The following is an 11,688-nucleotide window of genomic DNA, read 5'->3' on the forward strand; positions in this document are numbered from 1 at the left end:
CTTGGGCACTTAAGTGAGGAGCCGCAATACTTACTCTACTCATTTGCTATCAACCCAATTTATTGACATCCATTCTGATAAATTAAATTTTACATTAGAACGCAACTTAGTATTATGTGATGGCTTTCAATTAGCTCCAAGTGAATCGGAACGTTGCTCCAGCGCCTGCTGCGGACTCCACCCACACCCGTCCACCGCGACTTTCGACGATTTTCTTAACCACCGATAGACCGATGCCAGTGCCTTCAACTTTGTCCCTCGCTTCCAGCCTTTGGAAAATGCCCCAAATCTTCTGATGATATTCGGGTTCGATTCCTTGCCCGTTATCAGCGACCGAGAACTCGTAGTATTTTGGCAGTTCCCGAACAGTGACCTGAATACACACATCCGAGCGCTTTGCGTACTTGATGGCGTTGCCGATCAAATTCATAAATACCTGCTGTAGTGGCACCCGTTCGGTTTGCAACGTTGGCATAGACTCTACAACAATCGCAACTTCCGGCGGCGGATCGAGCAATTCAATGACTTCCGAGAGCAAGGAGGAGACATTCACTGCCTCTATCTGTTGTTGCACCCTACCCGCCCGCGAATATTGCAGAATGCCGTTAATTAAAGCTTCCATACGGTGAACTCGTCCCCGCAATAAATTCAGATGTTCGCGGGAGTCTTCAGTCAGTTTATCTGCGAGGTCTTCTTCAATCCATTCTGAAAGCGTAGCGATCGCTCTTAAAGGTGCTTTCAAGTCATGAGATGCAATGTAAGCAAATTGGTCTAAATCCCGGTTACTGCGCTCTAGTGCTTGGGTCATTTGAACCAGTTCTTCCGCCTTCTTCTCAATTTCCTGACGCGATCGCACTTGTTCGGTCACTTCCACGGCGTGCGTCATAATGCCGTTGACTTTACCATTGGCATCTACTAAGGGTTGGTAGACGAAATTCCAAAAACTCTCTTCTAGAATGCCATCGCTGTTGCGGTCGAACATCGCCCGCATCTCATTGCCGACAAAAGGTTCGCCACTGGTATAAACCTGGTCTAACAACTCGAAAAAGCCTTGCCCTTGCAAGTCCCAGAACGCCTCGCGCACGGGTTTACCAACGATATCCCGCTTTTCCACAATCTGCATATACAGTGGGTTCACTGTTTCCGTGACATGGTTCGAGCCACGGGTGATGGCAATTGCCGCCGGTGCTTGCATGAAGACTCGCTGTAGTTCAGCACGGGCTGCTTGGGCTTCGGCTAAAGCGCGATCGCGAATCTCCCGCTCTTGCTTGCGTTCGCTGATGTCGCGAGAAACCCCTACAATCTCCACAACGTTGCCATTGGTATCGAAAATTGGGGATTTAATCGTGTGGAAGAAGCGAGTTTCGCCGTCAGCGCGGACATTCGGCTCTTCCAGAACCTCGATTGGCTGACCTGTTGTGAAGACTTGCAGATCGTCTTGCAGGTACTGCTGAGTGTAATCGAGTTGATTGTAGGGGACATCCGTGATGCCGTGCAGCTGCTCAAGGGTCATTCCATAATATTCGCAGGCAGCTTTGTTGGCATACACCACAACTGAGCCGGGAGCCTTGCAGAACACCATATCCTGCACGGAATCGAGAATCTGGGCATAGCGGTGTTCGCTCTGTTTAAGCGCTTCCTCGGCACTTTTGCGATCGCTAATATCGGTGTGAACGCCAATCCATTCCCGAATGCTGCCGTCCGCTTCAAATACGGGGACGGCTCGCACGCTCATATATTTATAAATCCCGTCGGAACGCCGCAGACGATGCTCGATTTGGTAAAGGGTGCCATTGGCAACCGCATTCGACCACTCTTGCACGGTATGCGCTTGGTCATCTGGGTGAACGGCATTGAGCCACCCCCAGCCTTTTAGCTGTTCGTAGGATTGCCCGGTAAACGCACTCCAACCCGGCTGTGGAGTGACAAATTCTCCCTCAGCTTTGGTGTCCCAGATAATTTGAGCTGTGGCTTCCACAAGCGAACGGTAGCGTTCTTCACTCTTGCGGAGTGCTTCTTGCACCGTTTCCACCTCGATTCGTGCTGCCTGTTCGCGCAATAGAAGCTGAGTTTTTTCCTCAGCTTCCTTCTCCTTGGTGATATCGACCATTACGCCGCGCAGCAGCTTGGGGCAACCTTGTTCATCGCAGACCACGCGCACCACATCTTTGAGCCAGACGAGGCGACCATCCGATGCGATCGCGCGATACTGGAATTCGTGGTCTTTTGCTTGATTGGTTGCACTCACGCAAAAATTAACGCACCAGTCGCGGTCTTCCGGATGCAGCAAGCAATCCTGCCAAAACGTCGGCTCATCTAACCACTGACCGATCGGATAGCCGAGAATATCTTGAGCGCGATCGCTAACAAACGTGAATTTCCACGTCACGGCGTCCATTTCCCAGACAATCGCATCTAGTCCTTGCACTAGCTCGACAAAGCGCCGATGTGCCTCTGCTGCACTTCGTGCCGCTACTTCCTGCTCAGCCGCTTCGCTAATGCTAACAGCTAGCGCTGTTGTTGATGCCTCAGCGTCTCGCTGTGCCGCTTCTAACTCCGTCTCACTCATCCTCAAGTCTTCTTCTCAGTACGACCAGCTCAAGATGCCCGACTGTTTGCCCAGGCTGCAAACGTTTCAGCAGCTTACTTTTGAGTAAATGCCGGCGCAATCCGATCTGTCTTTGCCGCCATTATAAAGTCGTTCCGGTGCAAACCAGAAATCGCGTGAGTCCACCAACTTACCGTCACCTTACCCCACTCCGTCAGCAACGCCGGGTGATGCCCTTCCGCTTCCGCCGCTTCGCCCACTTTATTGGTGAACGCTAGCGCTGTCTGAAAATCTGCAAACTTGTAGGTGCGCTTCAGCCGCGATTCTCCCTCCTCTTCCACAATGTTCCAATCTGGAATCTCTGGTTTCAGTTCTGCGATATCCGCCTCAGTGACGCGTGGCGCATCCTTATGACAGGCAATACACTTTTCTTGTGTCAGATTTGCCATATTTCCCTATTTTCGGCACTTAAGTTGTCCGATTTTACCCAAGTGTTGTTTTTCCCACGTCTGCCATAATGCGGATTTTGCATGGGAAGGATGGGTGGGAGCGATCTCGCCTGGGTTGCAGGGAGAGGAACGACGCGATCGCACTCTTCCACCTCCACAGCAAAACGCGATCGCATCTCCTCCAGCCAGCACTTGTAAAATAAGAAAATCTGATACCCATTACAGGTTAAAACCGTGACACCAAGTTCACAAGACACGGACGTAGAGATCAGAGAATTTCCGATTCGTTTGCGGGAAGGGGGGGAAATTACCGTTCCCCAGATGGTGCAAGATAAGCTCAACTTAACCGAAGGAGATATGCTGACGCTGTTGCAAGTAGGCAATATAGTCTTGCTTACCCCCAAACAGCCCCAAGTTCCCCAACTAGCCGATAAAATCATAGCCCTCATGGAAGATGAAGGCGTAGGCTTGACTGAATTGCTAGAAGGAATACACGCAGAACGGGAAGCAATCTGGCAAAAGCAACAAGATGCGTAGAGTCTTTGCTGACTCAAGTATTTTAATTGCTGGAGCAGGGTCTCGCAGTGGAGCCAGCCGTGCTGTACTAACAATGGCTGAAATAGGCTTATTTAAGCTGGTCATCTCCCAGCAAGTATTAGATGAGTGCGAGCGCAACCTTCGCAAAAAATTACCCGCTGCCCAACCAATTTTTGCACAACTTCTGACTGCTATCGCTCCTGAAATTCGACCTAACCCACCCTTACAAGAATCGGCTCAATGGACAGCTATTATCGAAGCAAAAGATGCACCAATTTTGGCTGCTGCTGTAGTGGCAAATAAAGCTTACCGCTAGCTATAATCAAACCATCAAAGTGTTTTTGAATCCAAATGACAATACCTCTTCCTCCACAACTTCGTAGCCTACCCAATAGCCTGCCAGTAGAAGGTGCTGTCCGAATCGAACTGGAAGAAGGAGTACCTATTTTTCGGGCTTCAAGTTTTGTGCAAACTCGAATAGAAGAGTTATTGTCTAAACAAAAAGATTCCCCTCTTAGTAAAGCAGAAGAACAAGAACTTGATAGCTACGAAGAAATTGATGATTATCTGAGTTTTCTTAATCGCACTGTTCGGAATCTTTTTCTAGCTCAAAATCAAGGATATCTATAAATTTGCCTCCTCATCGTAAAATAAGCGAAGTTGTTCGGCAGCAGGTACGTCAGCGAGCCAGTAGTTTGTGCGAATATTGTCACGCATCAGAACAATGGCAATACGTGCAATTCACAGTAGATCATGTAATTCCAATTGCTCAAGGCGGAGTGGATACTATCGAAAACTTGGCTTTAGCTTGTTTCCATTGCAATCGAAGAAAAGCCGATAAAATAACAGCGATAGATCCTCAGTTTGATGCACAAGTTCTGCTGTTTAACCCCAGACAAGATATCTGGAAGGAGCATTTCATTTGGTCTGGTGATGTACTCTCAATCGTCGGTATAACACCCACTGGTAAGGCTACAGTCCTTGCATTAGGATTAAATCGCGAATGGGTTATAAATATTCGTGCCGCCGATCGAGCAATTGGGCGGCATCCACCAATAGGCGATCCAATTCAGCAAGCTGAGTAAATGATAAACGCGATCGCATTCTTCCCAACATAATGAGCGCGATCGCATTCTTCTAATTTTTTCTCTAATTCCTTGACACTTTTAGATCGCAAACCCTAAAACAATATTTAAACTAAAGCGAATCTGTTCCCAGTATTCTTCCTCCAGGACACCCAATAAACCCAAAATGCGACGATGATCGACAGCACGAATTTGCCCGACATCAATAAAACGGTCTTGGTCTAATCCATTGGAGGGTGTTGCTTTGACATTTACAACGTAGGGGGCTTCTTTATTTCCCGGTCGAAATGGCATCACAATTGTCAGAAGTCCATACTGGTTCATAATGTCATTTTGCACAATCAAGCAAGCGCGGGTTTTTTGCGCCTCAGCCCCTACGGTTGGATCGAGTGTGACCCAACGGATTTCTCCCCGCCGATAAGTTAAATTACTCGCTGGCATTCATGCCATCCCCAGCTGCACTATCCCAAGCTGCAATTTCAGCTTGGTACTCTGGATCTTTAGCATCCTGTTGGAGGGCGGTAATCATTTGTGCCTCCCAAATACGACGGCGGTGTTCTGCCAGCAAATCGTTAATATAGGCGCTGCGGTTGCCTTTTGCCTGCCGATCTACAAATCGCAGGATGTCATCTTCTAAAGAGATTGTGACTTTCTGCATCAGTATGAGTTATGGGTATGGTAATTTCATCATACTCAAAATTCTCCCAGTTCATTTTAGGCATCGTGTGTGCAGCGAACAGATCAAACTCAGTAAATCGCATCCTTCCCCAAGACAAAGTGCGATCGCTTATGTTCGCCACTGGTTCAGCCAGCGTACTTGCCCGATCCACTCAGATGCGTGTGTCTCTGACAGCAGGCGATCTAGAGCAGCAATTAAATCCGAGAGTGTCCAACTGCTTTGAGCCGCCAGGATAATGCCCCCATGTTGGGGGTATTCGGCTAAAATCAAAAAATCGCGGATGTTAAAGGTAAAGATACACCGTCCTTGTGCCGTAGCCCCTAATAACTGAGCCTCATCGCTGGCATCTAAAGGCATCCAATCAGTTGGTGTTCGGGTGACATCGTGACCGCGAGAAATTAAGGCTTGATGTAGGGCTTTAATAGATGTATCGGCATCAAGGTGCAACAGCGGTTTAGACATTTGCCGCTTCAAGAGTTTCTTCAGATGCGATCGCCATCTCTATTTCCGCCGCGTGCGCTCCAAAGTAAGCTAGAGCCTGCTTCACCTGAGCCTCACTCAACCCATACTCAGCAGCAATCTCCTTCGGGGATAAACCCCAAAGTTTCGCAGCAACTACCACTGTCTGCACGCGCAAGCCAGTCCCGCGCAGAAAAGGCATTGGCTGACCGCTAGCGCCGCGACGGTATGTAATTTCAGGAAATGCCGGATCGTCGAGTTGCTGGCTTAGCGCCCCTACCTTCTCTGCCACAGCCCACAAAATGAATTGATTTAGCGAAATACCTTGGGAAGCTGCATATTTTTCGGCATCTTGCTTTAACTGAGTCGGTAAGTTCAAGGAGTAACGTGCCATTGATTCTTCCTCAGCGTGCCAATATTATACACATCATATATTACGTCGTATGATATGTCATTTAATCCACAAGCGTCGTCAAGACAACTGTTTGGCTATCCTAATTTGTATCGGCACACGATCGCATCCTCGCCCCGTCACAGCCAAAGCGATCGCATTCTCCCCAACAAAAGAAACGCGATAGCTTGCGCTGACTTGTCAGTTCGCGCTTTATCGGGTCGGTTAACCATACTGGGGGATTCGCGAGTTCTATGAGCAAAGTAAGAATAAGGAGATCGAGTAGTAAGAGGTAAAAATGCAATCAACTATTGAGCGATCGGCAACCCAACTACCGCCGCTGATTCCCCGCGAGATTCTTTTCGGCAACCCAGAACGCACCAGTCCGCGACTTTCACCGGATGGTAAGTATCTGGCGTACATCGCCCCCGACGAGAAGAATGTCTTGCAGGTGTGGTTGCGGACAGTCGGACAGGAAGACGACCGCCAACTCACCGCCGATAAGAAGCGCGGTATCCGGATTTTCTTCTGGACTTATAACGCCGACCAGCTGATGTATATGCAAGACTCAGATGGCGACGAGAACTTTCACCTCTATGCAGTCAATATTCACTCCAATATTGTCCGGGACTTAACGCCATTCCAAGGGGTGAAAGCACAGCCAGTGGATCTTGACCCCAAGTTCCCCGATCAAGTGCTGGTGGGGATGAACTTGAAGGACTTGCAAAAGTTTGACGTTTACCGCATCAACCTGGCTAACGGTGCGGTTGACTTATACGCTGAAAACCCAGGCAATGTCGTTAGCTGGACAGTAGACGCCCAATTCCAGGTACGTGCCGCTACCGCTGCCACGCCTGACGGGGGTTCTGACCTATTATTCCGGGAAACAAGCCAAGGTGATTGGGAAACGCTGCGTCACTGGGGGCCAGATGATGAAGGCGGTGCCGTCAGCTTCTCGGAAGATGGGAAAACGCTTTATATCAGCGGCAGTCACGATGCCAACGCCAGTCGCCTGATTGCTTTGGATGTCGCTAGCCGCGAAGAAACCGTAATTGCCGAAGATCCGCAATACGATTTGGGCGGCATCGTCATTCACCCAATTACGCGAGTTATCCAAGCAGTTTCCTTCTACAAAGAGAAACAAGAATGGCAGGTACTTGACCAAAGTATCGCCGCAGATTTTGAAGCGATCGCCCAAATTCGTCCCGGAGAGTTCGGCATCTCCTCCCGTGACCTGGCTGACAAAAATTGGCTAGTCGCTTTCCTCACCGATGACGGTCCGGTCTACTACTACGCCTATAATCGAGATTCCAAGACCAGCACTCTCCTGTTCAGCAACAAACCCACACTCGAAGGGTTGTCGCTGGCATCCATGCAACCGATTTCTTACCAAGCCCAAGACGGCTTGACGATTCACGGCTACCTGACAACACCTGTGGGAATCACCGCCCAAAATTTACCAACCGTGTTGCTGGTTCACGGTGGCCCTTGGGCGCGAGATACTTGGGGTTACGATCCGCAAGCGCAGTGGTTGGCAAACCGGGGTTACGCGGTGCTGCAAGTGAATTTCCGGGGTTCCACCGGCTATGGCAAAGCCTTTGTCAACGCTGGCAACCGGGAATGGGCGGCGAAAATGCACGACGATCTCATTGATGCTGTCAACTGGTTGGTGCAACAAGGCATCTCCGACCCGCAAAAGATTGCCATTATGGGCGGTTCTTACGGCGGTTACGCGACGCTAGTGGGATTAACTTTCACTCCGGATGTGTTTGCCTGCGGTGTGGATATTGTTGGCCCCAGTAACCTGATTACGCTGATGCAAAGTATCCCACCCTACTGGGAACCGCTGAAGGCGAACTTCTACTATCGGGTTGGCAACTTGGAGACGGAAGAAGAATTCCTCAAGTCGCGATCGCCCTTATTTTTCGTTGATCGCATTACCAAACCCTTGTTAATCGCCCAAGGTGCCAACGATCCACGGGTGAAGCAGGCGGAAAGCGAACAAATCGTCGAGGCGATGCAAAAGGCAAATAAGCCTGTAGAATACGCCCTTTACACCGACGAAGGACACGGTTTCGCCCGTCCCGAAAACCGATTGCACTTTTACGCGATCGCAGAAGAGTTTCTCTCTAAATACTTGGGTGGACGCTGTGAACCGCTAGGAGACATCCCCGGACATTCCGGCGTACTAAACCCATAGTCCCCATCCTCACCAATCAAGGTACGCAAAGAAAGTCTAAACTTTGCGTACCTCTGCGCGTACCTTTGCGTTGAAAACCGAACCTTTTGCACAGAAAAGCAGTATTCTAAAACAAACTAAATTGTTGACAATTAGACTGTTATGGACGACTTTATGACAGATGCGATCGCCGAAGCTAAACAGGGACTCAGGGAGGGGGGAATTCCCATTGGTTCAGTTCTGGTTAAAGATGGGCAAATTGTCGGTAGAGGACATAATAAGCGCGTCCAAGACAATGACCCCGTTACCCATGCAGAAATCGATTGCTTACGCAATGCTGGCAGAATCGGCAGCTACAAAGATACAACGCTATATTCTACCTTGATGCCTTGTTATCTCTGTGCGGGTGCTGTTGTCCAATTTGGAATTAGAAAAGTCATCGCCGGTGAATCTGCAACTTTTTCTGGTGCCAAGGAATTCATGGAATCTCATGGCGTTGAAGTGATTGATTTAAACCTGGATGATTGCAAGCAGTTGATGAGCGATTTCATCCAGAATAATCCCCAGTTATGGAATGAGGATATTGGCAAGTAATTTCCCATAAAATAGCTTTTAAATTTAAATAATCAGGGAAAACTTTTTGTTTTACCCTCTAGAAGTTATTTGTTTTTTTTCGATATAATAAACTTGATAAGGAAGAACTAAGCTTCAATATTTATTGAAAACGGATTTCTATTATTTAAATATACCTTGAAAAGGCGGAATTATCGTTACCAAATACGGGATTAATCATAAAAATATACTGAATATCCTTCCCTTTTTCCACTCAACTATAGAATCCCTCTGTTTCTGAGAAATGTGTCGAACGTCTCTCTATCGGGCAGAGAGGGTTGGGCACCGGTAATGGTTGCCGAAATCGCGCCAGCCGCAGCACCCCAGACTACTGCCTCCCGCAGAGGACGCCCAGAAGCCAAAGCTGCTGCCAATCCCCCATTAAACGCATCCCCAGCCGCAACGGTGTCAACTGTCTGAACGGGAAAAGCGGGGACGAAGAATGTTTCCTCCGGTGTGGCACAGAAGACACCCCGATCGCCTAGTTTCACAATTGCAGTACCGACGCCCTGTTGACGTAAAGCTGCGGCTGCTTTGGCAGCGGTTTCTTGCCCATCCACCGCAAAACCCACCAATTGCCCCGCCTCAATTTCGTTGGGGGTGATAATGTCAACCAACGGATATAAAACAGACGCAAAATCTCCCATCTCGATAGCAGGTGCGGGATCGAGAATCACCTGGACACCGGCTTGTCGGGCTGCCCTAGCCGCGGCTACAACGGCTGGCATCGGAATCTCGAACTGAAGGAGCAATGCAGCAGCACCGGGTAACAAATCGCTAAGGCGTCCCACATCCTCATCGTTCACGCGCCCATTGGCACCGGGGACGATGATAATGTGATTTTCTCCCCTCGCACCCACAGCGATCGCGGCGACGCCAGAATGAGCCGCCTCATCCACCAAGACAGCCCCAGTCTCGACACCAGACGCTTGAAGATTGGCGAGGAGTTCGCTTCCAAAATTGTCGGCACCCAGACGCCCAACCAGCTGAGTCGGAATTCCCAGCCGCGCCACTGCTACCGCTTGATTCGCCCCTTTCCCACCCGCAGCGGTAAAAAAGTCATGACCCAGCAGCGTTTCACCAGCAACTGGCAATCGGGGCGATCGCGTCACGAGATCCATGTTGATGCTGCCGAAGACAATAACTTTGGTCATTGGTCGCTCTTGAAAGTTTTGAATTTTGAGTTTTGAATTAAAGGGATTCCTAACTCAGAACTCAACATTCACCACGCTTTGGACTCGCTCACTGCACCGTAACCGCCGGTTCTAAACCCAAAGTCGCCATTAACCGCTCAATATCGAAGTTTTCAGCCATCATCTGGCGAACGCACTCGACCTTAATCGGTTCGTGGAGCCGCACTTGACCAAAGGCACGGTCAATAATTCCTACAGCTGTCAGCGTATCCAGGTCAACCGACAAAATCGGAATCTCTAAATCTTCAGCGCGGCTGAGGATAAAATGTTGTGGCGGCAATTGTCCAGTCAAGATCAGGCACTGGGTGGAAGTTTCCAAGGCGGCTAGCTGGATATCCGTGCGATCGCCTCCCGTCACCACCGCCATGTTCGTTCCCTTGCGGAAATACTTCAGCGCTGAATTTACATTCATTGCGCCAATTGTCAAGCTCTGTACCATTAAATCCAATCGATCTGGACGGCACAGAACTTCTGCTTTCAACTGGCTGACCAGTTCCCGAACGCTGACACTCCGCAGCAACTCGCTTCTTGGCAACATTCCCAACACAGGAATCCCCTGCCGCTCTAGAAAAGGTCGTACGAGCGTCTCAGCGGCTTCCAGATTAGCTGCGGGAATATCGTTTATCAAAACACCCGTTAAGCGATCGCCCAGCCGCTTTTTGGCTGACAACAGCGCATCCACCAATAGAACCGAGTGAAAACGAGCCACCAGTAAAACAGCCGCATCAACAGCGTCAGCAACCTGTCCCAGAGACAAGTCGAATAAGCTGCCTTCTTCCAAAGTTCCTGGCCCTTCTAATAAAACCATTGGGGCACCAGGCACCCGTCGATACTGCTCCAGAGACAGACGGTAATCCGTCTGGTCTTCTCCAGAAAGGCGTCTTTGAATCGTCTCTTCATCCAGAGACAGCAGAGTCGGTCTGATTCGGTTTTCTGGTAACTTCAATACCTGAGCGAGTAACCGAACATCCTCCTCCATCGCATCTGTTTGCGATTCACTTAAACAGGTGCCCAGCGGTTTCCCATAGGCGATATCCAGCCCCTTTTCTTTCAGCTGATGGGCAATCCCCAAGATCGTTGCTGACTTGCCACTGTAAGCTTCTGTTGACCCGATAAGCAAATATTTAGCCGCTTTTGGCACACCCTCACTCCTCATTTCTACAGTGTTCAACCATCTGCTCGTAGCAGCTTACGATAGAACGTGTGGGAAAAGTCGATTGTGCGAGTGCGCTTGAAATTCATAATTACGTCGATTAAAAAATCGACTAACTCTGAATTTGCCATCATCACTTCGTAACTCAGTTCCGCATTTCCATCAAACTGCAACCGACAACGGGTCAAATCCAATGGGAGCCTAGACACATACCAGGTGGCAACAAAAGGAATGCTATCGCCGCCTTCTATTTTGCGATTCCCTTCTAAAGACCCTTTTTGATACAGGCTAATTGCCAAGGGCAACATATTCCGCTTATTGCCCTGGTAGTAGGGCATGTAGACACTGACATCCCCTTGGTTTGCAGGCTGAAGTTGGTCAATTGACATTGTCTTAAATCTTC

General features: G+C 49.3%; 17 protein-coding genes. 7 read left to right on the plus strand and 10 right to left on the minus strand.

The window, feature by feature from the left end:
• Nucleotides 1-130 precede the first annotated feature (130 nt).
• From NDA03_RS08885 to NDA03_RS08895, 3 genes are all read right to left on the minus strand, one after another.
• Nucleotides 131-2,569 carry a PAS domain S-box protein gene (locus tag NDA03_RS08885; RefSeq protein ID WP_348237855.1) on the minus strand — a complete coding sequence of 813 codons (2,439 nt, stop codon included), beginning with the start codon at nt 2,567-2,569 and terminating at the stop codon, nt 131-133.
• 74 nt (nt 2,570-2,643) lie between these two features.
• A complete protein-coding gene (locus NDA03_RS08890; RefSeq protein WP_190441137.1) occupies nt 2,644-2,997 on the minus strand; it encodes a 4a-hydroxytetrahydrobiopterin dehydratase in 354 nt (117 codons plus the stop codon).
• Complete coding sequence (locus tag NDA03_RS08895) at nt 2,985-3,254, minus strand: hypothetical protein (RefSeq protein WP_190674102.1); 270 nt, start codon at nt 3,252-3,254, stop codon at nt 2,985-2,987. Before NDA03_RS08895 ends, NDA03_RS08890 begins: the two co-directional genes overlap by 13 nt.
• Here NDA03_RS08895 and NDA03_RS08900 point away from each other — a divergent pair.
• Genes NDA03_RS08900 through NDA03_RS08915 form a run of 4 tightly spaced genes read left to right on the plus strand, consistent with a single transcriptional unit; the run spans nt 3,232 to nt 4,619 of the window.
• Complete coding sequence (locus tag NDA03_RS08900) at nt 3,232-3,534, plus strand: hypothetical protein (RefSeq protein WP_199299815.1); 303 nt, start codon at nt 3,232-3,234, stop codon at nt 3,532-3,534. The two genes, NDA03_RS08895 and NDA03_RS08900, sit on opposite strands and share 23 nt — an antisense overlap.
• Complete coding sequence (locus tag NDA03_RS08905; protein ID WP_190441133.1) at nt 3,527-3,850, plus strand: PIN domain-containing protein; 324 nt, start codon at nt 3,527-3,529, stop codon at nt 3,848-3,850. Before NDA03_RS08900 ends, NDA03_RS08905 begins: the two co-directional genes overlap by 8 nt.
• Nucleotides 3,851-3,885: 35 nt before the next feature.
• Complete coding sequence (locus NDA03_RS08910) at nt 3,886-4,164, plus strand: hypothetical protein (protein WP_190415300.1); 279 nt, start codon at nt 3,886-3,888, stop codon at nt 4,162-4,164.
• A 2-nt stretch (nt 4,165-4,166) separates the two neighbouring features.
• Complete coding sequence (locus NDA03_RS08915; protein WP_348237856.1) at nt 4,167-4,619, plus strand: HNH endonuclease signature motif containing protein; 453 nt, start codon at nt 4,167-4,169, stop codon at nt 4,617-4,619.
• An 81-nt stretch (nt 4,620-4,700) separates the two neighbouring features.
• Here the strand turns inward: NDA03_RS08915 and NDA03_RS08920 are convergent, their stop codons facing one another.
• From NDA03_RS08920 to NDA03_RS08935, 4 genes are all read right to left on the minus strand, one after another.
• Nucleotides 4,701-5,060: a type II toxin-antitoxin system PemK/MazF family toxin gene (locus tag NDA03_RS08920; RefSeq protein WP_190441131.1), complete on the minus strand. Its 360-nt coding sequence runs from the start codon at nt 5,058-5,060 to the stop codon at nt 4,701-4,703.
• Complete coding sequence (locus NDA03_RS08925) at nt 5,047-5,277, minus strand: CopG family transcriptional regulator (RefSeq protein ID WP_190441130.1); 231 nt, start codon at nt 5,275-5,277, stop codon at nt 5,047-5,049. Before NDA03_RS08925 ends, NDA03_RS08920 begins: the two co-directional genes overlap by 14 nt.
• A 129-nt stretch (nt 5,278-5,406) precedes the next feature.
• The gene (locus NDA03_RS08930) at nt 5,407-5,760 is read right to left on the minus strand and encodes a DUF5615 family PIN-like protein (RefSeq protein WP_190415305.1); all 354 of its coding nucleotides are present in this window, start codon (nt 5,758-5,760) and stop codon (nt 5,407-5,409) included.
• Nucleotides 5,753-6,151, minus strand: coding sequence for a DUF433 domain-containing protein (locus NDA03_RS08935; protein ID WP_190415307.1), 399 nt, complete (start codon nt 6,149-6,151; stop codon nt 5,753-5,755). The genes NDA03_RS08930 and NDA03_RS08935 overlap by 8 nt, the downstream gene beginning before the upstream one ends.
• Before the next feature lie 54 nt (nt 6,152-6,205).
• Between NDA03_RS08935 and NDA03_RS08940 the strand changes: the two genes are divergently transcribed.
• From NDA03_RS08940 to NDA03_RS08950, 3 genes are all read left to right on the plus strand, one after another.
• Nucleotides 6,206-6,406: a hypothetical protein gene (locus NDA03_RS08940; protein WP_348237857.1), complete on the plus strand. Its 201-nt coding sequence runs from the start codon at nt 6,206-6,208 to the stop codon at nt 6,404-6,406.
• 40 nt (nt 6,407-6,446) lie between these two features.
• Nucleotides 6,447-8,348, plus strand: coding sequence for a S9 family peptidase (locus NDA03_RS08945; RefSeq protein ID WP_348237858.1), 1,902 nt, complete (start codon nt 6,447-6,449; stop codon nt 8,346-8,348).
• 141 nt (nt 8,349-8,489) lie between these two features.
• Nucleotides 8,490-8,921, plus strand: coding sequence for a nucleoside deaminase (locus NDA03_RS08950; protein WP_348237859.1), 432 nt, complete (start codon nt 8,490-8,492; stop codon nt 8,919-8,921).
• Nucleotides 8,922-9,157: 236 nt separating this feature from the next.
• On the opposite strand, the gene rbsK is transcribed toward NDA03_RS08950, so the two are convergent.
• From rbsK to ebsA, 3 genes are all read right to left on the minus strand, one after another.
• Nucleotides 9,158-10,093, minus strand: a complete 936-nt coding sequence (gene rbsK / locus NDA03_RS08955; RefSeq protein WP_348237860.1) for a ribokinase — start codon at nt 10,091-10,093, stop codon at nt 9,158-9,160.
• 88 nt (nt 10,094-10,181) lie between these two features.
• Nucleotides 10,182-11,273: a phosphotransacetylase family protein gene (locus tag NDA03_RS08960; protein WP_348237927.1), complete on the minus strand. Its 1,092-nt coding sequence runs from the start codon at nt 11,271-11,273 to the stop codon at nt 10,182-10,184.
• Nucleotides 11,274-11,299: 26 nt separating this feature from the next.
• On the minus strand, nt 11,300-11,674 hold the full coding sequence (ebsA, locus tag NDA03_RS08965; protein WP_190425538.1) for a type IV pilus biogenesis protein EbsA: 375 nt from the start codon (nt 11,672-11,674) through the stop codon (nt 11,300-11,302).
• Nucleotides 11,675-11,688: the final 14 nt, after the last annotated feature.

The sequence above is a fragment of the Trichocoleus sp. Lan genome, from assembly GCF_039961855.1.
Lineage (GTDB): Bacteria > Cyanobacteriota > Cyanobacteriia > Cyanobacteriales > FACHB-T130 > FACHB-T130.